We start from the raw sequence: 22,598 nt of genomic DNA, 5'->3' as shown, positions 1-22,598 counted from the left end.
TTCCTATCTCGTGGGGTCCGCGCGAGCCACCGCGGGGGGGGTTGTTATTGTCGACGAAAAGCGTGTCGACTTGACCTCCCCTCCCTGGCGCGGCCAACGATCAGCCACGACTCGTGACGGGACCCACCCCACCTAGAGTGTTCGCGAAAAGCAGCTCGGCTTCGCCTTCGCCCCTAGAACTGCACGAGCATCTTGCCCGTGTTCTCGCCCCTCAGGAGGCCCAGGAAGGCTGCCGGGGCCTGCTTGGCGCCGCCTTCGATGGTGGTCTCCGAGTACTTCAGCTCGCCCGAGGCGATCCAGGCGCCGACTTCAGAGATGAATTGAGGCTGCAGGGCCTTGTGGTCGCCCACCAGCATGCCGCGCAGGGTCAGGCGCTTGGCGAGGATCTGGATCATGTTGCCCGGGCCGGTCGGCTTCTCCGAGGCGTTGTACTGGGAGATGGCGCCGCACATGGTGATTCGGCCGTTGAGGTTCAGGGCGTCGATGGCCGCTTCGAGGTGCTCGCCGCCCACGTTGTCGAAGTAGACGTCGATGCCGTTGGGGGCGGCGGCGGCCAGTTGGTCGGCTACAGGGCCGTCCTTGTAGTTGAAGGCCGCGTCGAAGCCGAGCTCTTCGGTCAGGTACTTGACCTTTTCCGGGGAGCCTGCGGAGCCGATTACTCGGGAGGCTCCCTTGAGGCGGGCGATCTGGCCCACGAGTTGGCCGACGGCGCCTGCTGCGCCCGAGACGAAGACGGTGTCGCCTGGCTTGAACTCTGCGGTGGCGAGGAGGCCTGCGTAGGCGGTGAGGCCCGGCATGCCGAGGACGCCCAGGTAGGCGCTCAGCGGGGCGATGGCCGGGTCGACCTTGACGCTGTGCTTGGCGTCCAGGACGGCGTACTCGCGCCAGCCGAGGCCGTGGAGGACGTTGTCGCCGACGGCGAGGTCGGAGACGCCTTCGCCGACGGCGACGATCTCGCCGACCGCGCCACCCTCGAGGGGCTGGCCCACCTGGAACGGCGGGACGTAGGACTTGACGTCGTTCATGCGGCCGCGCATGTACGGGTCGACGCTCATCACGATGTTGCGGACGAGGATCTGGCCCTCAGCGGGAGTGGGGATCTCGACCTCGACGATCTCGAAGTTCTCCTCGGTCGGCCAGCCCTTGGGGCGGGAGGCGAGGCGGACTTCGAGTGCGGTGCTGGTCATGGTCGAACCATCTCCATCCTGGAATTGCGGATCAGTTATCCGGTTCAACCGCTGTTCGTCCAGGAGTGTTCCGGGATGTGAGCTAGACCGCAGGAAGAAGAGTGACCACGTCTCGGTAGGCGAAGCCGAGCTTGCGGTAGAGGGCGATGGCGGGGGCGTTGTAGTTCTCGACGAAGAGGGCGCACGTGCCGTAGAGCGAGAGGAGGGAGGAGGTGACGAATTGGCAGACGCGGTGGCCCAGGCCTTGGCCTTTGTGGGAGGGGTGGACGGCCACGCCCATCATGAAGCCGACGTCGACGGACGACCACGCTTCGGCTGCTGTGGCCACCAGGTCGTTGCCTATGCGGACGCCTGCCCAGCGTTGGACGCCCTGCTCGCCTGGCCAGGCCCAGGACTCGGGGTTGGCTGCCCGCAGCAACGGTGGCACGTCGTCCAGGCACGACAGCCAGGACGCGTCTGGCGGTAGGTCTAACGAGCCGGTTCGGTCCATCCAGCCGAAAGGCTTGTCCTCGGCCCACGGCGTGGGCATCAGGGCCGCCACCTCGTCCGCTAGTGGCTGTTCCATCAACGGTCGCAGGTTCACGCCCCGGCCGTGGGCGGCCAGCAGGGAGGCGACGCCTTCTGGTGGGCCTGCCATGACCAGGCGGCGGCGTCTGGTCAGGGAAGGCGCGTGGACGGCTACTGCGCCGCGGTGTTCCCAGGCTGCACCACCTGCCGACAAGGCCTGGGACGCCCAGCGGATCAGCGGGTCTGCGGAGACGTCGTGGATGTCGGCGGTGGTGCGTAAGCGGCGCACTCAGTCCTTCTGTTTGCGGCGCAACAGGGTTCGCTTCGCGAGCGAGTCCTCCAGGGCCTGGTAGGCGAGGTCCATGGCGCGGTTGTACTCGCCTTGGGGGCGGTGGGGGACGGACTCGTCCGGCTGCGGGGGCGTGACCATCTGGAGCCAGCGTTCGTTCCAGAGCTGTTCGACGGCCTGTTCCCAGTGCAGGGCGGCGCCCATGCGGACGACCCTTTCGCGGTCGCGGACCTCGGCGATCTCGTGCTGGGTGGCGGCGAGTCGCTGTGCGAGTTCGGTGCAGCGGACCTCGTCCAGCTTGCGCTGGCGGGACGCTGCGTCCGTGGCGATGGCGATGATCTCCTTGTAGCGCTCCACGGCGGACAGTGTCGGCACCTCGATCACCTCCTCGCTCTGACGCTGCGACGGGACCGACTCGAACATGGTCGTCATCATCGGGTTCATCACGCTTCTCCTGTGTCGAACGGGATGATCACCTGCGGTCGCGAGTGCTCGAACCTGTCGAAGAACAGGCCTCGGCGTGGTCGCGGCGACCAGCTCATGACCTGCTCGGGTCCGAGCGACAGCAGTTCTTTGCCCTGGACGTCGAACGCCACCCAGGCGCCGATGTCGTCGTAGACACCTGGGGGGAGGCTCGCCTTGAGCCTCGTGACGCCGCGCCACCAGCCCAGCACGTGGGTGCGGTTCTCCGGGCCGTGCTTGAGAACCGTGCGCAGGCTGTCCAAACCGGACGCTCGCGTCGCCGGATCTTTCTGTTCCAGCAACGTGTGTGCCGCGTCCACGCCGTAGAGCACCAGGTAGTGCGGGCTCGGCGGGCTGTCGGACGTGCCCGTGCTGATCGACTGCAGCCGGGCCGCGGTGCGGTCCAGCAGCTCGCGGATGCCGTCGATGCCGATCACCGAAGCATCATGGCCGTCGGCGCTCAGGCGTTTCGCCAGATGCAGCGCCTGCGGCATGGCCTCGTCGACCAGACAGGCCAGGCTGAACGCCGCCTCGACCGGCTCGTGCTGCCTGCCCAGTGACGCGGCCGCTCCGCCGAGCACTGCGGCCGCGTCCTGGACCACGGAGCCGATCACCGCGATGTTGCGGCCCGGGGTGCGGGCGAAACGCACACGCGCCGCGCTGCCCGCGACGTCGATGACCTGTCCCAGAAGAACGGTAGGCGATGCGTCGCCCGGCCGCAGATCGAGGAAGTCCGGCAGGGCGTCGAGCAGCGGGACCTTGCTGCCGTCGAACAGGCCTGGCGCCTGGCCGGGTTCGCGGCGCCACAGCTCGTTCTGCAGGAAGTCCATGGTGCCCTTGGACGTCGAGTCCGGGACGCGGCAGATCTCGTTGCCGGGCTTGACGCCGGACTCGTGGTTGATCACCGCGTGCCAGCGCGGGAGCTCGACGGCCGCGTCGTTCTGCGGTTCGGCCAGCACCCGGCGGGCCTTGGGCAGCGCGATGCGGACCGTGAACTGCTCGAAGATCGCGGACTTGCCCCAGAAACCCTCGATGCCCGAGACGTCCTGCGACGACAGCACGAGGTGGATGCCCTGGGAACGACCGCGCCTCGCCACGTCCTCCAGCAGCTGGGTCGCGGCGGCGGTGACCTGGTCGCGTTCGCCGAAGAGGTACTGGAACTCGTCGATCACCGCGACGATCCGCGGCCAGCGGCCTTGCGGGTCCTCGGCGCGCAGGTGTTCGAGCTTGGTGACCTCGTGCTGCTTCGCGGCATCGGCACGCCGGCGCATCTCGTCGGACAGGAACTTCAGCAGTGCCACGCCGAACTCGCGGTCGGTGTTGACGTTGACGCCGACCAGGCGCGCGTGCGGCAGCCACGACGGGTCCTTGCGACCCGGCGCGAACTGAGCGAACGACACGCCCTCCTTGAAGTCGAGGAGGTAGAGCTCCAGCTCGTCCGGCGAGTACCTGGCGCACAACGAACCGAGCATCGCGTAGAGGAAGTTCGTCTTGCCCGAACCCGACGGGCCGCCGATCAACGCGTGCGGCGAGGTGTCGCCGAGCTGCACGCAGACCGGTTCGCCGTCGTCGAAACCAACGGGCGCAACGACTCCGGCGGCAGAGGTCTCGGTCCACGGACGCTCCGGCAGCAGGTCGCCGAACGTGCTCATGCGCGTGCGCCGCTCTTCGCGCTTGTCCGCGATGGCGGCGCAAGCCCGCGGTACGAGAGTCCGCGGCAGAGCCGGATCCAGCGTCACCGTCACGTGCTTGCCGGTCATCGTGCAGGTCGCGGTGCCGTCACCGCGCAACGACACGGTCTCCACCGGCGAGTTGATCGTGATCGGGATGTCCACGATGAACAGCTGCACGCCGCACGCCAAACCGTTGCGCGCCACGCGTTGCAGCTGCTGCTGGTGTTCTTCCTTCAACGCCTTGCGGTTGCCGAACAGCACGGCGATCCGCCACGGTTCGGTGCGCCGGCCTTCACCGCTGACCGAACGTACGGTCAGGTGCCCGTCGACCAGAACCTTGGTGTGCACCTGGCGGATGTGCTCGGACAGCTCGTCGAGCAGCTCGTGCAGCCGCGCCGGGTCGTGCACCGTCAGCAGGTTGGCGCGGGTCAACGGGTACAGGCCCGGCAACGACCCGGTGAGCTGGCCGACGTCCCACACGTGGACGTGCACGAGACCGGGCTGGAAGTGGCTGAGGACCCGCAGCAACAGGTTCTCCACCAGCGTGTCCGCGAGCTGGCGACTGTCCGAAGTGGACGAGATGTGCAGGTGGGCCTGGTCCAGCAGCGGAACCGCCACCGGGAAGGCCTGCGTCTCCGGCGCGGACGTCACCACGCCCGTGCCGATCCGCCACAGCTCCGGCACGCCCTCGCTGCCGTCGTGCGTGCCCGGCGTGCCGAGCCACGACTCGTGCGGCCACGACGCCGGCCCGGCCGCGACCGAGTTGACCAGCGCGGTCAGCTGGTCCGGTCCGGTCGCGGTCCACTCGTGGTACGACTGCTGCCAGTCGTGCTTGATCTGCGCGAGCCGCTCGTCGAACTGCGCCATCGAGAGCGGCGCCTGGCGCGGGTTGCGCTCGCGCTTCTCGTCGACCACCAGGAACGACGTCACGTTCGTCAGCGCGACGTCACGCAGGGCCTGGTCGACCCCCATGCCGCGCACCGTGAACTCGAACATGTCCTTCGCGTGCTCGGTGGCGAGCGCCCGGTGCTCGCGCGCCACGGAGCCCAGCGCGGCCGAAACGGCGCGCTGGAACTCCGCGAAGGCCTCTTCGATCCTCCGCCGCCGGTCGTCGCGCCTGCTCATCACAGCTCCACGGTGAGTCGTTGGATGCGCTCGAGGGTTCCCACCATCAGTTCCAGCTGATCGGGGAATCTTTCCTTCGCACGCACGAACTCCGGTGGAAGCAGCGACTCGTGGTGGTTCTCGCTCGACTCGGCCAGGATCGCGACCGCCTCGTCCAGGCCTTCCTGCGCGGACCGCACACTCCGGTACGACTCACGCAGGATCTCGCTCGCCTGCTCGAGCGCGGCACGAACCTCGGCGATGGATGCCATCAAAGCCTGCTGTTGATGCCCTCGGCGCCGGAGATGCCCGCGCCGAGGTAGTTCTGCAGCTCGCTCACGCCGGACACGACCTGGGCGAACTGGGCGTTCGTCGTCTCGACGTCCGCCTGCACAGAGCCCTGCGTGACCGATGTCAGCAGCTGCTGCGCGTCCTCGGCGAGCTCAGCCGCCTGTTGGAGGGCCGACTGGCTTTGGCTCGCCTTGTCGATCGCCTGGGCAATTGCGGCACGGACCTCTTCGATGCTGGCCATGTCGGCTCCCGAACCCTCCGGAACACAGGCGGTCTGACGACCACCCTCAGTAGAGATTGTGGCGTGATTTTCACAGTTGAGAGCGAAGATCGGCTAACTGGGTGGATGCCTGAATCCACTCGAACGGGCCTTGATTTAATGATCAGTTAGGCGCGGCCCTGGCCCCTTGACTACCCGTGTAGTGACACTCACAACGCCGCTAACACCCTGTCGTTCAGACATGGCGACCATGCGGGTGAATCAAGACGGCCTAGAGGGTGAGTTGTCACGCGGAGTGCCTGCACCAAACGGGTCATCTCCGGCCCACGCTTCGACCAGAACCCGCTCGGCACCCGGCACCAGGCCGCTGATGAGCTCGGGATCGTCCAGAACGGTCCACGCCGTCGGCGGCTCGCACGCCACCCGCGGCGTCGGAAAGCCGTCACCCAGCCCGCGCACGAAGGTGCGAACCGTTCTCGCCAACGCCGCTGACACGTTGTGAGTGGCCTTCTCCGCGCTCGGCTCGGTGATGACGACGGCCCAGCACCCCGGCTCCTCGTCGGAGCAGTCACGAGCGTCCACGACCTTGGCCCCGGCACGGCTGATGAGCGCTTCGCACGCGGCCAGCGCCTGTTGCTCGTCCGCCGCCTCGACGACCACGGTGATCAGCAGGATGAGGTCATCCACACCCGAATGGTGTCAGACGACCCTGCGAGCGAACTCCAGCACCCGCGCGACGGCCTCTCCGTCGGTCAGCAGCCCGTCGGTGATGTGCTCCTCGAACGCGGCCCCGCGAATCCTGTCCGTTCCCGCCCGAGTGTCCGAAATCGGCACGATCTCGTCGTCGCTCCCGTGCAGCCAGAGCGTCGGCAACTTCTCGAGCGTCGGCCCGAAGTTGACCTCGTCCATGAGGTCGGCCAGCTCGTTCGACGCGCCGTCCCACATGCCCAGCACCGGTGAGATGAGGACGAGCGCGGCGAGGTTCTTGTGCGTTTGTGCGTACCGCACGGCGGAAGGAGCGCCGGTGAAGTGTCCGATGAGGACTACCGGCAGCTCGGCGGCCTGCACGGCCTCGTCGATGTTCTCGGTCACCACAGCCGGAACACCGGTGGTGCGCAAAGCAATGGCGATGCGCTCGCCGTGCGGCATCACGGCGAGCCATCCGGGTGCGGGCATCTAGGAAGCGTAGAACGCGCTGATCTCGATCCGGCCACCCGAACACACCGGGCCGAACGTCCACGGCATGGTCAGTGGCACGGTCTCGTCCGGCGGGATGGCGATGGCCTTGGCCGGCTCGGGCTGACATGGCCCCTCGACTGGCTCGTTGCCCGATGGCACGACACCCCAGTGCAGGTTCGCGCTCGCCTTCGTGCCGGGCGCCAGCGTCAGCGCCTTGGGGCCGGGGTCGGCCTTGCGTTCCAGCTTGGTCGGAATCGCCGCGCCGGCCGCGTTCTCGAGCTGGAAACCGCTGTAGCCGTTCAACGTGCACGGCGCGGTGCTGGAGTTCGTGACGACGAACTTGCCGTACCGGTTGCCCGCGCCGGCGTCGGTCGGGTCGACCTGACCCTTCAACGCGGTGGAGTCGCAGCGCTTCACGGCGGGGACGGCGGCGCCGGAGTTGGCCGCCGGGGTCGAACTGGCGGTCGTGGGCGTCGATGTCGGCAGCGTCTGCGTGCCGTTGTCCGAGGGTTTGCTGCCGCAGGCCGTCACGCCGGCGAGCACCAGCAGTCCGCACACGATCAACCGTCGAGTCATGGGTGCACCTCCTACCAGTGAGGATGTGCCCATTCACGAACTCGGCCACACAACGTGCCGGTAATTCACTCGATGGTTTGGCGCTGGATGCGAGGTTGAACGTGTGTTCGATACGGTCACCCGTGTGAAGCTGGTGGTGCAGGTGAAGCTGCTGCCGACGCCTGCCCAGGCGGCGGCGCTGGCGACCACCCTGCGCGCCTGCAACGCGGCTGCGCAGTACACGTCAAGAGTGGCTTTCGAGCGGAACGTGAAGTCCCGCAACGAGTTGCAGAAGCTCTGCTACCGCGAGATCAAGGATCGGTTCGGTCTGTCAGCGCAGCCTGCAGTACGGGTGGTGAAGAAGGTCGTCGATGCCTACACCGCGCTCCATGCCGGCATCCGTGCGGGATATCTCGGCGGCGAGCGATCTCGGCGCCGAGTCAAGGCCGAGTCGAAGCCGATCGCGTTCAACACATCGTCGGCGCAGCCGTTTGACGACCGATGCCTGTCGTGGCGCTACGACGCGGGCACGGTGTCAATCTGGACCACTGCCGGGAGGCTCAAGGGCATCGGGTTCGTCGGCTCGGCCGATCAGCTCGCTACGCTGCGGGCCCACCGCCGGGGCGAGTCGGATCTGCTGTTCCGCGATGGCGGGTGGTTTCTGATCGCCACCTGCGAAGTGCCCGAGCCTGAGGTGTTCGAACCCGCCGACTGGATCGGCGTGGACCGCGGCATCACCAACCTGGCCACGACCTCGGATGCGGACAACTTCCAGGGCCGCCGCCTTCAGCGCTATCGCCGATGGCACGGCCGCAAACGAGTCGAGCTCCAAGCCAAACGGACGAAATCTGCGAAGCGCCGCCTCAAGGCGCGGGCGCGCAAGGAGGCGCGTCACGCCGCCTGTGTCAATCACAGCATCGCCAAGGACATCGTGGCTGTTGCCCAACGCACCGGTCGCGGCATTGCCCTCGAGGAACTGCGGGGCATTCGCGATCGGGTACGGCTGAACCGGCACCAGCGAGCCATCATGTCCTCGTGGCCGTTCCATCAGCTCGAACGGCACATCACCTACAAGGCTCGCCGCGCGGGCGTGCCGGTGCTGCTGGTGGATGCGCGCTACACCTCGCAGATGTGTCCCAGGTGCAAACACACAACCCGTTCGAACCGTCCCACCAGGGACACGTTCTCCTGTCGTCTGTGCGGTCTTGCTGGACCTGCTGACGTCGTCGCCGCCGTGAATGTTCGTGACCGTGCACGGCGCGCGTGGGTGCTCGTCAACGCACCCGTACCGATGGCGGCTTGAGTCCGTCGGTAGATGCGGCCCGCACGCCACAGCCAGTGGCGGGCCAGGCACGCGACTCGGCTTGAACGAACCGGCTCAAATCCGGTTTCAGAGCTGAGGAGTTGACCGGATCTGGTGGACGTCCCAGCCGTTCGGCAGCTCCGACATGCCCTTCACCGCCGCGGTCCAGATGTAGGTCCACGCGATCCGGCCGTCGGGCAGCACCACGCGCACGCGGCGGTAGTCGTCGCCCTCGTACTCGTCGAGCAACGGCAGGGCTTCCTCGGGGGAGCGCAGCCGCAGCACGAAGCCGGGCACTCCCAGTCCGGCACCGGGACGCAGCGCGGGGTAGCCCTGGCCCGTGTCGAACAACGTGCCGGGCAGGTGGGTCTCCGAGGACTCCACGACGTGCGGTTCCATCAGGTGCCAAGCGCTTGCGCCCGGCTGGAGCGTGCCGTAGACGAACAGCAGCTCGGGCCAGTCGTCGGCCGACGGCTCGCCGAGCACCTCGGTCACGTCCAGTCCGTCGGTCATGGCCGCCCTTTCGCCCAGGGTGAGGGCGCGCCGCTGCGAGACGTCCTCGCAGCGGACCATACGGCCGTTGACGAGCACGGGCATCCGTTTCTTGGAGCCCGCGGTGTAGGCGAGAACGCTGTCGATGACGCCGCCGTTGTAGAGCACCACACGGCCCGTGTGCAGGCGTACGAGGCGATAGCGCAGTCCGCGGCCCTCGCAACGGTCCAGGACGCGCAGCTGCTCGGGCGTGGCGAACCAGACCGAGTGCTCCTCGACGTGGCCGGGGGCGGCGGCGAGGGTGGCCGGGCGCTGGCCGTCGCGGGCGCGCATGCCGGCGGCCCAGACAGCAGAAAAGCCCTCACAGCGGGCGCGAAGCACGACTGCGGGGCCTTCGAGACCGAGCTCCTCGCGGAGCCAGGTGACCTTGCTGGGATTGGCGTTCGAGCCGTAGCCGAGCACTGGCATTCGGCCCGCTAGCGGGGGCTCACCGTGGTTTGCGAGCCATTGGTCCAGATCGATGTTCTCCGGCTCAACTCGCCATCCCGACTCCATCGTGAGGTCCGGTCGCACTGGCCAGCCTGTTTCGTCCACGTGGACGAAACAGTGGTCTGGACGAGTGCCCGGATAGGGCTCCGCCGGATGGCTTTCGTCGGTGAACGGTTGGGCCATTGGTCCATTGTGCCAAAGCAAGGGGCCAGATCGCGCCCCCTAATCGTGACCCATCCGATGTTTGACACCGTTTTCTAGGGTCTTGGTGAGGAGTTTCACTGCGCATTCGAGTGAGTGCCCCGATGTCTGCGCGGAGACACTCCGGCGAGCCTCAGGCGTCGTCGTAGGTTCGCTGCGCTGCGGAGACCTCCGGGAGGTTCGCCTCGATCCAGTGCGCGAGCGCCACGAGGTGGTTCGCGGCACCTTTGCCGAGGGGTGTCAGCGAGTACTCGACGTGCGGCGGGATGACCGGTTTCACCTCGCGGTGCACGAACCCGTCGCGCTCCAGCGTCCGCAACGTCTGGGTGAGCATCTTCTCGCTCACGAGCTCCAACGAGCGGCGCAGGTCGCTGAACCGCCACGCCTCGCCGTTTGAGAGCGCCTGAAGCACCAGCACGCCCCAGCGGCTTGTGACGTGCTCCATGATCGCCCGCTCGGGACACATCGTGACCTGCATGCTCACCTCCACGTAAGTACCCAACTTCAAAGTTGGTACTTTCCATAGGTTAGCGCTAACCGCAAGCTGGGTCCATGACGATCCTCATCACCGGAGCCACAGGCCAGTTCGGCAACGCAGTCGTCCGCTACGTCCTCGACCGCACGGACGAGCAGATCATCGTGTCCGTCCGCAGCCCGGAGAAGTTCACCATCGAGGGCGTCGAGGTGCGCCAGGGCGACTTCGACAACCCCAAGTCGCTCGACTTCAGCGGCGTCGACAAGCTGCTGATCGTGTCCGCCGACGCCCACGACGACGCCGTCCGCATCCAGCAGCACGCCAACGCCGCCGCCGCTGCCAAGGAGCAGGGCGTGGGCCACGTCTTCTACACGAGCCTCACCGACGCGGACACCTCGACCGCCGGTGTCGCGGTTGTGCACAAGGCCACCGAGGAAGCGATCCGCGCGACCGGCCTGACCTTCACGTTCCTGCGCAACGGCATGTACCACGAGAACTACCTCGGCGCGCTGTCCGGCGAGGTCGTCGCGGTCTCCACCAAGGACGGCCGCATCGCGAGCGCCGCCCGTGACGACTTCGCTCTCGCCGCCGCCGTCGCGCTCACCACCGACGGCCACGAGAACCAGACCTACGAGCTCACCGGCTCGACCAGCTGGTCGTTCCCCGAGGTCGCCGGCGACCGGTTCCGGGACGTCAGCGACGAGGACCTGGTCGCGGCCGGTGTGCCCCCGTTCGTGGTCGGCTTCTTCAAGTCGATCCGCGAGGGCGTGTTCGCCGAGATCCGCCCGGACCTGGAGAAGCTGATCGGCCGGCCCACCCGCCCGATCGTCTAGTGCCGTGACCGCCGACCTTCACCGCGTCTTCGGCGCTCAGCAGGGTGCGTCGCGGCACCGGCCCCACGCCCACAGCCAACCAGGATGAGGACGTGGGGCCGGCACCACGACGCACCCGTCTGATCGCCGAATACGGGGCAAAGGCCGACGGTCACGGCCCTAGGTGAACTCGGGATGCGCCTCCGGGTGCGCGTCCCACCACTTGCGGTACTCCGGGTTGCGGTCGAGCACCGACCGGTAGGCGTCGGCGGCGCACGCGAACACCTCGTGCGCCCGCCCCGCCACCGGGGAGTCCCGCCGCGTCGCCACGAAGATGTCCGTCATGAACGGGGTGCCGCGCAGCTTGCGGATCACGATGCCGTCTCCCGTTCGCGACGGCGCCGCCGCGAACGACACCGCGCCGCTCGCCACCAGGCCGCGCGCCATGCTCGACTCGCCGGTGTGGTGGACCAGCCGTGGCACGAACCCCGCGTCCGAGCACGCCTGGAACATCGTCATCCGGTTGCCCATCATCTGCGCGGTCGGGGTGACCCAGTCGTGGTCGGCGAGCTGGGAGAGGTCGATCTCCGCCTGCTCGGCCAGCGGGTCCTTCTCCGACACCGCGACGAACGCCGGTTCGCTGACCAGCTTGCGCAGCTCGATGCCCGCGAGGTCGCGCGAGGGCATGCCGTCGAAGAACTCGAACAGCGCCACGTGCACCCGGCCCTGTTCCAGCAGGTCCACGATCTCCGCCGACGACTGCCGCACCTCCGCCCGCACGTCGGCGTTGAGCTGCCGCAACCCCTCGACGAGCGCGGCGAAGTACAGGATCGAGATGCTGCCGAGGTACAACGGCCCGCGGCGGTCGGATTCGCGGGTGGTGGCCATCAGCTGAGCCATCTCGTCGAGCACGAGTCTGGCCGTGCCCAGCACACGTCGGCCCAGGTCCGTTGGGACGCAACCGTTGCGCGTTCGGTCGAACAGCTGTCCGCCGACCAGTCTCTCGACCGTGCGCAGTTGCGCGGACAAAGCCGGTTGGGTCAGTCCGAGCCGCGTGGCGGCCCTGGTCACGCTGCCTTCCTCGGCGATGGTGCGAACCGCGCGGAGGTGGCGGAGCTCCAGCTCGGGCATAAAGACCTTGTATCCCGCTTCTGTATGCGCCGCCACCCGTCGATCGGGGCATAGTTACTTCTCGATCGATCTTCCGGCCCGGCGCTTGCGGCAGCGCTCAACGGGTCCGGCGCGGGAGGGTGCGCACCCCTCGGTTCGACGCTGCTGCCGCGCACCCTGCGCTCCGCGGCAGTAGCGTCGAACCCATGGCGGTGAAGGACTCTCCCACTGGCTGGGTGAACGAGCACATTCAGAAGTACGTCGAGACCGACGGCGCCGAAGGCCACGAGTGGCGGCCCGGCGTGCACACGCTGCTGCTGACCACGAAGGGGCGCAAGAGCGGCGAGCTGCGGCGCACCGCGCTGATCTACCAGCGCGACGGCGACGACTACGTGGTCGTGGCGTCGCAGGGCGGCAAGCCGGCGAACCCGTCCTGGTACTTCAACCTCTCCGAAGAGCCCGTGGCGGACGTCCAGGTCGCGGCGGACAAGTTCCAGGCCCGCGCTCGCACAGCCGGTCCCGACGAGCGCGACCGGCTGTGGAAGCTGATGAACGAGGTCTGGCCCAACTACACGGAATACCAGAAGCTGACCGACCGCGAGATCCCTGTCGTGGTGCTGGAACGGGTTTAGGGGATGACGACCGCGGCACCCGTCACGGTGACCCGGCGGTCCTCGCGAGTCGCGTCGACCTCCAGCCGTGACGGCCTGCCCATGTCCTCGCCCTGGCTGATGACGAACCGTTGCGGCCCTTCGAGATCGCGCAGGTAGCCACCGAACGCGGCGGCGGCGGCACCCGTCGCCGCGTCCTCCACCACACCACCGACGGGGAACGGGTCGCGAGCGTGCACCAACTCACGAGACTCGCGCCAGAACAGGTGCACGGTCGTGAGGTCGTTGGCCAGCATCAGGTCGCGCAACGCGGTGAAGTCGTAGTCGAGGTCGGCGAGCTGCGCGCGGTCCTTGAGCGGCACCAGCAGGTGGCGGGCGCCGCCGAAGCCGACGTGTACCGGGCCGTCACCGATCTCCTTGTACCCCAACGCTTCCAGCGCGGCTTCCACCAGCTCCGGCGACGCCTCGGTGGTGCTGGTCGGCACGCTGGTCAACGACGCGGTGCCGTCCGCCGTCTCGATGGTGATCTCCCCGGCCCGCGTGTGGAACGTCAGCGGCCCGTCTCCGATCCGTTCCGCCAGCGCGACGGACGTGGCGATGGTGGCGTGGCCGCAGAACGGCACCTCCGCCTTGGGGCTGAAGTACCGGACGTGGAAGTTCCGTTCGCCGCGTGGCAGCACGAACGCCGTCTCCGAGTAGCCGACCTTCGCGGCGATGACGAGCATCTCCTCGTCGGACAGGCCGGTCGCGTCGAGCACGACACCGGCCGGGTTGCCGCCCGACGGATCCGTCGTGAACGCGCTGTACCGCAGGACGCCCTGCTCGATCATGCCTTCTCCCGACGAGTAGCCGTGTTGCAGCTTGCCCCACATGTACTTGCTGGTGGCGTAGACGAAGCCGGCCTTCTCCAGCACGCGCCCGGATGCGATGTTCTCGGCGTCGTGACCGGCGAACACCCGTGGCTCCAGCGCGAGGGCCCGGTCGCGCAGTTCCAGGGCGATCCGGGTGGCGAGCCCGCGGCCCCAGTGGTCCGGGTCGATCCAGTAGCCGATCTCGGCCTCGCCGGGGCCGCGGCGAACGAGCTGCGCCAGCCCGACGACAGCGCCGTCCTCGACGACCAGGTGCAGGCCGAAGCCGTGCTCTTCCCAGTGCCGCAACGCCTGCTCGTGCCGTTCGGTGACGTACTCCGGCGTCCAGGGCTTCCCGTCGGCGACGTACTTGACCATCCGCGGGTCGGTTGCCCAGCGGAGCATGTGTTCGCGGTGTTCATCGCTCCACGGCACGAGTTCCATGGTGTCCATCGTGCCTCAGCGAACCTGAAGAAGTAGCCCTTCGCAGGTGCGGACGACGATCTGGGCGGCCCCGCGCTGGTCGTTCGGCGCGTGGACGTCCGCGGCCTGCGCCTGCCACCGCACCAGCGCGTCGAGCAACGCCTCCCGTTGCTCGCGCGGGTCGGCTTCGTAGTCGAAACCCAGGCGTGCCAACGACGTCGTGCCCTCGGCGCCGATCAGCCGCAACGCCTCGGCCTGCAGGTCGGCGGGCAGCTTCGTGCGTCCGGACTGCAGTGCGGCCACGAGGCGCAGCTCGCGGAAGTCGTGCGCGGAGGCGACGACCCGTTCGAGATCGGCCATGAGCTTGCGGGCGTTCTGCCGCGGCTCCATGCGGAACACCACGTCCAGCGCCAGCAACGCCGACCGGGCCTTGAGGATCTCGCGGCGTTCGGTGAAGTGGACGGCGATCGAGTCGCGCAGCTCGCCGAGCCCGCTGCGCTGCACCAGCTGCCCGGTCAGCTTGACCTGGGTGTCGAAGCCCTGCCTGATCAACGCCGTGATCAGTCGGACGCCGAAGATCCCGAACCGCTCCAGCAACGCCTGCCGCACAGCCGGTTCCATCGGCAGCGGGAACTGCTCACCGGCGAACCTGTCGGCCGACAGCAGGTTGTCCTCGAGCTCTTCCCTGCCGAGCGACGCGAGCGTGCGCAGGGCCGCGAACTCGTCCTCCCGCAACGTCTTCGCCGCCACCGCGAGCAGACCGGCGACCGCGACCACGTTCTGGCACAACGGCTGCACCGCCACGTCCTTGCGGTAGCGGCGGGCGATCTGCTTGGCCGACGACAGCGCGTCGATCCGTCCGGCACCGATCTCGTCGGCACGGGCGAGCACCGCGACCGTGTGCACGTTGGAGACCCTGGCGATCGGGTGGTCGTTGGCGGACTGCAGGAACTTCAGGTCGTCGTCCTGCACGTGCCGCATGAGGTAGAGCAACGCGTCCGCTTCGCCCAGCACCTGCTCGGGCGTGGCCTCGGAGGGCGTGTCGATCAGCACGACGTCCCGCAGCGTCCGCGCCGGCCACTCGACGACGACCTTGTCGGCGCGGTCGAACTGGCCGATGTCGACGTGGTGCCTGCCGCCCTTCCTGGACACCCCGACCTCGTGCGGACGGCCGGGTCCGGAGAAGACGTGCGCCCGCGGTTCGGCACCGCCGCGGTACCAGGTGAAGGAGCTCAGCGGCACGAACTCGTCGCCGACCAGCGCGTTGACCACAGTGGACTTGCCGATGCGCGACCGACCGGCCACCGCGATCCGCACGGGCTCGGTGTAGCGCTCGACGTGGGAGCGCAACCACCCGGTGGCGCGCGGGCTGTCGCGGTAGACGGCCAGTGCTTCCTGCAGCATCGACCAGACGACGCGGTCCAATGTCACGCGGTGAGCTCCATCGCGGGACCCCCGAGCGTCTGGACCCGCTTGTAGAGCGTGACCAGCTTGTCCAGTTCCTTGCGGCCTTCGCGCAACCGGCGTTCGCGCTCGGTCTGGTCGTCCTGCACCGCGCGCTTGGCGCTGCGGGCCGACTCCAGCAACGTCTCCTGCAGCTCCTCGGCGAGGGTGCTGAAGTGGTTGCGCAGCGAGCGCTGGATGTGGCGGCCGGAGTCGCGGACGTCCTTGGAGAACTTCACGAAGAAGTCGTCGACGTGCTTCTGCGCGGCGGTCTTGGCGGCGGCCTGGCGACGCTTGAGTCGTTGATCGCTCTCGTCCAAAATGGACTTCCCGCCGAACAGCGCACCGGCGCCGAGCGAGATCACGTTGATCAGCGGCATGCCGGCGAGCGACGTGACCAGACCGAACATCAGCACGCCGCCGTACGAGCCGCGCAGACCCGTGAAGAGCTTCTGCGGCACCGAGAACGGCTCGATCTTCGGCCTCTCGAGCTTGCCGACCGGTTCCAGCAGGTCGTCCGGCAGCACCGAACCCGGGATCAGGTCCTCGCGGTACACCGGGAAGTTCTTGGCGACCTTCGCGGCCACCCACTCCGCGCGTTCCATCAGCCAGGCGAAGTTCGTGGTGGCGGCCTCGTTGAGGTTGTCCTCCAGCCACTGCTCGAACTTGTCCCAGCCGATCGCGGGGTCGGCCTCGTCGTAGGTCTTGTCGACCTCGCGCAGGATCTTGCGGGTCCTGTCGCGCAAGTCGTACTCGACGTCGGAGATCAGGTCGGCCATCTCGTCGTTGAGCACGTTCTGCCAACGCGCGGACCGGCGCCGCAGCTCGTCGACGCGCCGTTGGGCTTCCTGCAGCGTCGAGATGGTGGCGGCGGTGTGGGACGAGTCGTGTGTGGTCAGCTCCTCGCGCAACGGCGTGACGAGCTGGGAGAGGGCGCTCGACGCGACGACGGCGACGGCGCGGCGGGCCAGGAGATCGGCACTCGCCACGATGTCCCGTTGCACGCACGCCAGCAGTTCGGGGAAACCGGACTCGGTGTTGAGCCGCTGGTCACCGGTCTTGGCCGCGCGCAGACGCAGCGCGGACGACACCGGGATGAGCTTGGCCGGGACGCCGGCACGGGCGAGCAGCGCCTTGTTGCGCTCCACGACAGCGCGCCAGCTCGGCACCAGGTCGATCTTGGTGACGACCACGGTGACGTTCGGGCACGCCTCCATGACCTTCTTGAGCAGCGTCATCTCCGCCGAGGTCAGCTCACCGGTGGCGTCGGAGACCAGGAGCACGGCGTCGGCCTGCATCAGCGTCGCGAACGTGCTGGCGGTGTGAGCGGATCGGGTGTCACCCACTCCGGGGGTGTCGATCAGGACCAGGCCGCTGTCGAGCAGCGCGCGCGGAATGCCGATCTCGGCGCGCACGACGTGCTGCGCGGAGGCCTGCTTCGTGACCTGCTCGATCGGCACGGCGATGCGCTCGGTCGGGGTGTGGAAGATCGACCCCTTCGCGGACGCGTTGCGGACCAGCGCCGCCGACGGGGTGTCGGCGTGCTGGACGAAGGTCGGCACAGTCGTCGTGATGTCGTCGCCCACCGCGCACACCGGCGCGTTGAGCAGCGCGTTCACGAGCTGGCTCTTGCCTTGTTTGGACTCGCCGACGACGAGAACGCGCAACTTGGGGTCGAGTTGCTGAGCCCGCTTCTCCCGCAGCCGGGCCTCCAGATCGGGCCTCCGGTGCGTGATGCAGGCCCCGATCGTCTCGTCGAGCACGTCGAGCCAGGGCGGTGCCATCACCTGACTCATAGTGCCGTGTTCACCCCCTTGGGTGAAAGCCTCGAACGCAAGACCGGTTCCGTTCGGGTGAGACGGGGCTGCTCGGAGAGGCGGTGACGTTGCTCACCGCTCAGACGCAGAACCGGCCCTGTCCAGGTGCGACAGGGCCGGTCCGTGATGGGGCAGGTGGCTCAGCCGAGCAGGTGGCCCAGGTCGAGGCCGTCGCCCACGACCGGCAGGTCGTGCGCGGTGTTGGTGACGGTGCCGAGCACGTTGCCGACGCCCGCGTGGTCGACCAGACCGGTCGCGGTGTCCGCAACGCCCGTGGCGGTGTCGACGACGCCCGACGCGGTGTGCTCGACGCCGCTGACGGCCTCGGGGACGCGGACGTCGAGGGTGCCGTGCGACAGGTCGCCCAGGCCGCTGACGTTGGCGAGGTTGCCCAGGGAGGCGTCGCCGCCGCCGAGCACGCCCAGCGCGTCGTGGCCGAGGCCCGTCACGCCGGTCAGGTTGCCGAGGACGCCGTCGACGCCGGGAACGGCGTGGGTGACGGTGCCCAGCGTGCCGTCGACCGTGCCGGTGGCGGTGTCCGCCACGTCGAGCACGGTGCCGGCGACCGGGGAGGCGGTCTGGTCGAGGACCGAGGTCACGTCGCCGACGGCGGAGAAGTCACCGTCGAGGTTGACCTGGCCGGTGCCGAGGATGTTGGCGGTGTTCGTGCCGGCCAGCACGGACAGGCCGTTGCCGTCGGCGGCGAGCAGGCCCGCGGAGGACGACGTGATGTCGCCGAGGTTGATGCCCGACGAGGTCAGCTGAGACGCGACGGCCTGCAGCTGGCTGATGGCGCCGAGCGGGCCCTCCGCGAGGACCTCCTGCGGGAGACCGGTGAAGGCCACGCTGTCGAGGGCGGGCAGGCCCGCGGGGGTGGCCGGCAGCAGGTCGATCACCAGCGGGATGACCTCCTGCACGTCAACGGCGGTGATGTCGGCCAGGCCAGCCTGCTCCAGAGTGCCCTGGGCGTCGTTCGCGAACGCGGCCTTGAGGGCCGGGTCGCTGAGAAGGCTGAGCACGAAGTCGTGGAGCGTGCTGGTCTCGATCATCAGAGGAACTCTCCTGTTGAAGCACGTATCAATTGGTGTGCCGAAAAGCTATGAGAGCGGGGCCACCCCCAACATCGGGGATCACTCCCAGTAGATCCCCGTTCCCCAAAGGGGTGACGCTCGTTGACCCCCTAGGGGATTAGGGGCATCGCTTGAGCGCCTCTTGTTCACCCGTGTAGGTACTGGTCGCTGCTGCGAACAGGTGAGGGAAGAGCTTTGGCGTATGTACTCGGAGTCGATGTCGGGACCACCCGCACGACTGCTGCCGTGTGCCGTCTCGACGGTGCCCGGGATGCCGAGATCGCCCTGGTGGTGCCGTCGTTCCTGCAGCTCACGGACGCCGGCACGTTCTCGGTCGGCGAGTTCGGGGCGGCAGGGTGGACCGCTACCGGATTCGCGCGCAGAGTGGGCGACGCGGTGCCGTTCTCGCTGGGTCCGGAGACGTGCCCGGCCGAGGAGCTCACCGCGTTGCTGATCATGTGGGTCATCGGCGAGGTGGTCGCCCGAGAGGGTGAACAGCCCCGTCACGTGGCCGTCAGTCACCCGGCCGGGTGGGGCCCCTATCGCCGTGGCCAGCTCTACGCCGCGTTGCGGTCCGTCGGGGTCCACGACGTGACGCTGGTTCCGGAACCGTTGGCGGCCGCGGAGAACCACGCCGTGCGCGCTCGCGTGGTGCCGGACTCGTCGTTGGCCGTGTTCTCGCTGGGCAGCCACGCGTTCTCGGCGTCGGTGGTGCGGCGGTCGGGAAACCGGACGTTCGAGCTGGTCAACCACGTCGAAGGCGTCGACCACCACACCGGTGCCGACTTCGACGACCAGCTTGGTCTGCTGGTGCGCGGCCGTCTCGGCAAGGACGGCTTCGTGTCGGCTGCCGAGTGCGAGGCGGCGAAGCGGGCGTTCGGCCCCGCCGTGGTGGTGGCCGGTGTCGAGATCACCCGCGACGAGTTCGTCGACGAGATCCGGCCGTCCGTGGACCACCTGGTCAGCACTTTCGTGCGCGCTGTCGGCGCGGTTCAGCCCGACGCCGTGCTGCTGGTCGGCGGTGCCTGCCGCATGCAGGTGATCGGCGACTCGCTGTCCGCGACGGTCGACTGCCGCGTGCTGGCCGAGGCCGCGCCGGAGCACTCGGTCGCCAAGGGTGCCGCCGTGGCCGCGCGCCTGGTCGTGGTGGGTCCCGAAGCCGAGCCGGAACCGTTCGACACGTCGGTTCTGGTGCACACCCGCGAGGCGTCGTTGCGGTTCCCGGTCGGCGAGATCTCCCGTGCCGACGACGAGGAGTTCACCGCGCCGCCGCCCCGCCCGCCCGTGGACGTGCCGCCGCTGGACCTGCCCCCGCGCAGGGTGAAGCGCATGGCCGACGCCCTGAATCCCGTCGGCCGGCGTTCGCGAGCAGAGAAGTCCGACAAATACGACGACGATGAGGACGGCCGTTGAGCGTGACCACGCGAGCCAGGTTGGTGCTGGACGCTTCCGTGCGAGGTGTCCTCGACCGGATCAACGACGCCGCCGCGGGTACTCGCCTGCGCGTTGTCGTTGTGGCGCCAGGTGGTTACGGCAAAACAGCGTTCCTGGAGGAGATCACCAACTCGGCTGTGCGCGTGGTCGACGACGCGCACCTGCTGGACGACGCTTCCCTGAGCGCTCTGGCCGCGGAACCGTTGCTGGTGCTGGCATATCGCCCCTGGCCGCGCCGGGCTCTTCTGGCTGAGCTGGCTCGTGGTGCCGTGGTCGTGCCTCTCGCTGCATTTACGCGTGAGCAGGTCCGGGACGTCCTGCACGCACCGAAGCCCGTGGTGGACTTCGTGTTCGCGCAAACCGGTGGTGTGCCTGGGTTTGTCACTGCTCTGGGCGCGGTTTCCGAGGTTTCTCCCGAGGTGCTGAGCGGGTTCCGGGCCGAGCTCGACTGGCTGGACCCGGATCTGCAGAAGTTCCTGCTGGCGGCCGAGGCCGGCGCGGCTCAGCGGCTGGATCTGCTGTCCGCGTTGCTGGACAAGGACTTCGACGAGGTCAGCGACATCATCGAGGCCGCTCGCGCGACCGGTCTGCTGGCCGAGGACGGCACTCTGCTGCCGTTGGCGCATCGGGCCGTCGGGGCGTTGACCCGGGCCGAGCGGCGGATCGCGGTTCGGCAGAAGCTGGCGCAGCTGCAGCTCGAACGTGGTGGGCCGGTGCTGGAGTTGGTTCGGCCGTTGCTGGACACCGGTATCGGTGGTCCTGTGTTCGCGGCCGCGGCTCGGGAAGCCTTGTCCTCGGATCCTGCTCTAGCCGCTCGGTTGTTCGCCGCGTCTACTGGTGGTGGGGCGCCTTCCCCTGAGACTGCGGCTTCCTGGGCCACTGCTTCGGCGATGGCCGGTGACCTGGACGCTTCCCTGCGGCTCGCGGATCAGGTCATCTCTTCTGCTGACACGCCGCATCGACGTACCGCGGCCGAGGTCGCGGCCGTCGCGTTGGCTCACCGCGGTCAGTTGGCCCGGAGCACCGAACTGTTCCGGTGGGCCGCGACTCCGTACGCCAGCGCATTCGCCGGCATCGGGTTGATCGGCACCGGGCACCGGTTCGAGGAGACGCCACCCCAGCCGCCGACGATGCTCGGCGGGGCCGCTTCCCTGATGCTGCAGGGCGTTCGGCAGTCGGTTTCCGGAGCCGAGACCGCCGCGTTGTCCACGCTGGTGCGAGCGTCGTCGATGCTCGAGCCCGCCGGCGGGGCTGTGCTGCTGCCGGACTCGCCTGCCGCTCTGGCCGCCTTGGTCGCGGTGCACTGCGGCGAGCCGAACGTCGCCGAGTCCGTGCTGGACCGTGCGGTGGAGTGCTCGACCGGTGGTGTGCTGATGTCGGTGCGGCACCGGTTGTTGCAGTCCTGGCTGCACATGCTCCGCGGGAACCTGGCCGTGGCCCGCGAAGGGCTGATGTCCGTGCGTGGGGCGTTCGAGCCGCGCGACTGGATCTTCGCTGTCGCGCTGGAGGTCGGGGTGGCGCGGCGCAACAGCGATCTGGCCACGTTGCGGCGTACTTGGGAGCAGGCTTGTGAAGCCGTGCTCCGGCATCCTGTGGATCTGTTCTCGTTGTTGCCGTTGGGGGAGTTCGCGGCTGCCGCGGCTCGGTTGAGGGATCAGGAGCGGTTGGCGCCGCACCTTGCTCAGGCGTCCGCTTTGCTGGCCGGGCTGGGGAATCCGCCGTTGTGGGCCACGCAGCTGCACTGGAGTTTGTTGCACGCGGCGATCATTTTTGAGGATTCTGCTGCTGCTGAGTCGCATGCTGCTGCGTTGGCAGTTCACCGGGATCACTCGCGGTACTGCTCGATCTTGTCCGTTGCGGCTGAGTCCTGGCTGGACGTGGTGGCTGGGAAGGTTGATCCGGATCGGGTCGAGGTTGCGGCTCGCAGCTTGCACGCTGTTGGGCTTTGGTGGGATGCGGCTCGGTTGGCTGGGCAGGCTGCTATTCGTACGGCGGATCGGCAGGCGATGGTTCGGTTGCTGGACTGTGCTCGGTTGTTGCAGGGGCGGGCTGTGGGGGCTCGGCGGGGTTCTGGGGGTTCTGGGGCTTCTTCTGGGGTCGAGGATTCTGGTGTTGTGGTTGAGGATGCCGGGAAGCTGAGTGATCGGGAGAGGGAGGTGGCTCAGCTGGTGTTGGAGGGGATGACTTACAAGCAGGTTGGGGATCGGTTGTTCATCTCCGCCAAGACTGTTGAGCACCACATGGCTCGGATGCGGCAGAGGTTGGGGTCTACTTCTCGGTCTGATCTTTTGGCTCAGTTGCGGCATATTGTTGGGGGGTAGCCGCCTGGCGGCGGGCGCTCCGGTTGCCGTTGTTGTGTTCCTGTTGCGTTGGCGGCTGCCTGTTTCGTGTCCGATGGCGTTCCCCTGTTGCGTAGTCAGAGTTCCTGTTGCGTGTCCGTGCCGTTCCCCTGTTGCGTGCGGCTGTTGCCTTGCGAGTCGCGGCCTTGCTGGTGGTCGGGTTGCGTAGGGCGTGTTCCTGTTGCGTGCTTCCCCTTGGGAGCTCTGCCCCAAACCCCGCCAATCTGATCAGGGGGCCAGCGCTGTGGGTGGGTTGATGGCACG

Annotated in this window: 21 protein-coding genes; 5 read left to right on the top strand and 16 right to left on the bottom strand. The window is 68.3% G+C overall.

The window, feature by feature from the left end; genetic code table 11:
• Positions 1 to 173: 173 nt before the first annotated feature.
• From AB0M24_RS46575 to AB0M24_RS46535, 9 genes are all read right to left on the bottom strand, one after another.
• On the bottom strand, positions 174 to 1,187 hold the full coding sequence (locus AB0M24_RS46575) for an NADP-dependent oxidoreductase (protein ID WP_363781452.1): 1,014 nt from the start codon (positions 1,185 to 1,187) through the stop codon (positions 174 to 176).
• Positions 1,188 to 1,269: 82 nt separating this feature from the next.
• Positions 1,270 to 1,983, bottom strand: a complete 714-nt coding sequence (locus AB0M24_RS46570) for a GNAT family N-acetyltransferase (RefSeq protein ID WP_363781450.1) — start codon at positions 1,981 to 1,983, stop codon at positions 1,270 to 1,272.
• Entirely contained in the window at positions 1,984 to 2,427 is a 444-nt protein-coding gene (locus AB0M24_RS46565; protein ID WP_363781448.1) for a hypothetical protein, read from the bottom strand. It abuts the gene before it with no gap.
• A complete protein-coding gene (locus AB0M24_RS46560) occupies positions 2,427 to 5,243 on the bottom strand; it encodes an FtsK/SpoIIIE domain-containing protein (RefSeq protein ID WP_363781446.1) in 2,817 nt (938 codons plus the stop codon). The genes AB0M24_RS46565 and AB0M24_RS46560 overlap by 1 nt, the downstream gene beginning before the upstream one ends.
• Positions 5,243 to 5,494, bottom strand: a complete 252-nt coding sequence (locus tag AB0M24_RS46555) for a hypothetical protein (protein ID WP_030467714.1) — start codon at positions 5,492 to 5,494, stop codon at positions 5,243 to 5,245. The genes AB0M24_RS46560 and AB0M24_RS46555 overlap by 1 nt, the downstream gene beginning before the upstream one ends.
• The gene (locus tag AB0M24_RS46550) at positions 5,494 to 5,754 is read right to left on the bottom strand and encodes a hypothetical protein (protein ID WP_030467713.1); all 261 of its coding nucleotides are present in this window, start codon (positions 5,752 to 5,754) and stop codon (positions 5,494 to 5,496) included. The genes AB0M24_RS46555 and AB0M24_RS46550 overlap by 1 nt, the downstream gene beginning before the upstream one ends.
• Before the next feature lie 240 nt (positions 5,755 to 5,994).
• The gene (locus AB0M24_RS46545) at positions 5,995 to 6,420 is read right to left on the bottom strand and encodes a hypothetical protein (RefSeq protein ID WP_363781443.1); all 426 of its coding nucleotides are present in this window, start codon (positions 6,418 to 6,420) and stop codon (positions 5,995 to 5,997) included.
• 12 nt (positions 6,421 to 6,432) lie between these two features.
• A complete protein-coding gene (locus tag AB0M24_RS46540; RefSeq protein WP_363781441.1) occupies positions 6,433 to 6,909 on the bottom strand; it encodes a hypothetical protein in 477 nt (158 codons plus the stop codon).
• The gene (locus AB0M24_RS46535; protein WP_363781439.1) at positions 6,910 to 7,488 is read right to left on the bottom strand and encodes a DUF4232 domain-containing protein; all 579 of its coding nucleotides are present in this window, start codon (positions 7,486 to 7,488) and stop codon (positions 6,910 to 6,912) included. It abuts the gene before it with no gap.
• Positions 7,489 to 7,612: 124 nt separating this feature from the next.
• On the opposite strand from AB0M24_RS46535, the gene AB0M24_RS46530 reads away from it, so the two are divergent.
• A complete protein-coding gene (locus AB0M24_RS46530; protein ID WP_363781437.1) occupies positions 7,613 to 8,770 on the top strand; it encodes a transposase in 1,158 nt (385 codons plus the stop codon).
• A gap of 87 nt (positions 8,771 to 8,857) precedes the next feature.
• Here AB0M24_RS46530 and AB0M24_RS46525 read toward each other — a convergent pair whose 3' ends face one another.
• Positions 8,858 to 9,730: a gamma-glutamylcyclotransferase family protein gene (locus AB0M24_RS46525; protein ID WP_363781435.1), complete on the bottom strand. Its 873-nt coding sequence runs from the start codon at positions 9,728 to 9,730 to the stop codon at positions 8,858 to 8,860.
• A 355-nt stretch (positions 9,731 to 10,085) separates the two neighbouring features.
• Positions 10,086 to 10,430, bottom strand: coding sequence for a helix-turn-helix domain-containing protein (locus AB0M24_RS46520; protein ID WP_363781433.1), 345 nt, complete (start codon positions 10,428 to 10,430; stop codon positions 10,086 to 10,088).
• Positions 10,431 to 10,504: 74 nt separating this feature from the next.
• On the opposite strand from AB0M24_RS46520, the gene AB0M24_RS46515 reads away from it, so the two are divergent.
• Positions 10,505 to 11,260, top strand: coding sequence for an NmrA family NAD(P)-binding protein (locus AB0M24_RS46515; RefSeq protein WP_363781431.1), 756 nt, complete (start codon positions 10,505 to 10,507; stop codon positions 11,258 to 11,260).
• Between the two features lie 159 nt (positions 11,261 to 11,419).
• On the opposite strand, the gene AB0M24_RS46510 is transcribed toward AB0M24_RS46515, so the two are convergent.
• Complete coding sequence (locus tag AB0M24_RS46510; protein ID WP_363781429.1) at positions 11,420 to 12,370, bottom strand: LysR family transcriptional regulator; 951 nt, start codon at positions 12,368 to 12,370, stop codon at positions 11,420 to 11,422.
• Between the two features lie 185 nt (positions 12,371 to 12,555).
• Here AB0M24_RS46510 and AB0M24_RS46505 point away from each other — a divergent pair, with 185 nt between their 5' ends.
• Positions 12,556 to 12,981, top strand: a complete 426-nt coding sequence (locus AB0M24_RS46505) for a nitroreductase family deazaflavin-dependent oxidoreductase (protein WP_363781427.1) — start codon at positions 12,556 to 12,558, stop codon at positions 12,979 to 12,981.
• Here AB0M24_RS46505 and AB0M24_RS46500 read toward each other — a convergent pair.
• The 4 genes from AB0M24_RS46500 to AB0M24_RS46485 all read right to left on the bottom strand — a co-directional run bounded on the left by AB0M24_RS46500 (position 12,978) and on the right by AB0M24_RS46485 (position 18,540).
• Positions 12,978 to 14,252, bottom strand: a complete 1,275-nt coding sequence (locus AB0M24_RS46500) for a PhzF family phenazine biosynthesis isomerase (RefSeq protein ID WP_363781425.1) — start codon at positions 14,250 to 14,252, stop codon at positions 12,978 to 12,980. The two genes, AB0M24_RS46505 and AB0M24_RS46500, sit on opposite strands and share 4 nt — an antisense overlap.
• Before the next feature lie 15 nt (positions 14,253 to 14,267).
• Complete coding sequence (locus AB0M24_RS46495; protein ID WP_363781423.1) at positions 14,268 to 15,662, bottom strand: hypothetical protein; 1,395 nt, start codon at positions 15,660 to 15,662, stop codon at positions 14,268 to 14,270.
• Positions 15,659 to 17,458, bottom strand: a complete 1,800-nt coding sequence (locus AB0M24_RS46490; protein WP_363781454.1) for a dynamin family protein — start codon at positions 17,456 to 17,458, stop codon at positions 15,659 to 15,661. The genes AB0M24_RS46495 and AB0M24_RS46490 overlap by 4 nt, the downstream gene beginning before the upstream one ends.
• Before the next feature lie 173 nt (positions 17,459 to 17,631).
• On the bottom strand, positions 17,632 to 18,540 hold the full coding sequence (locus AB0M24_RS46485; protein WP_363781421.1) for an IniB N-terminal domain-containing protein: 909 nt from the start codon (positions 18,538 to 18,540) through the stop codon (positions 17,632 to 17,634).
• Positions 18,541 to 18,807: 267 nt separating this feature from the next.
• Here AB0M24_RS46485 and AB0M24_RS46480 point away from each other — a divergent pair, with 267 nt between their 5' ends.
• Together AB0M24_RS46480 and AB0M24_RS46475 are read left to right on the top strand one after the other, a co-directional pair.
• On the top strand, positions 18,808 to 19,974 hold the full coding sequence (locus tag AB0M24_RS46480) for an Hsp70 family protein (RefSeq protein ID WP_363781419.1): 1,167 nt from the start codon (positions 18,808 to 18,810) through the stop codon (positions 19,972 to 19,974).
• 2 nt (positions 19,975 to 19,976) lie between these two features.
• Entirely contained in the window at positions 19,977 to 22,316 is a 2,340-nt protein-coding gene (locus AB0M24_RS46475; protein WP_363781417.1) for a LuxR C-terminal-related transcriptional regulator, read from the top strand.
• Positions 22,317 to 22,598 lie beyond the last annotated feature (282 nt).

Origin of the sequence: Lentzea sp. NPDC051838, assembly GCF_040681245.1 — a bacterium.
Classification (GTDB): domain Bacteria; phylum Actinomycetota; class Actinomycetes; order Mycobacteriales; family Pseudonocardiaceae; genus Lentzea.
This window is presented reverse-complemented; position numbering and strand designations above follow the sequence as displayed.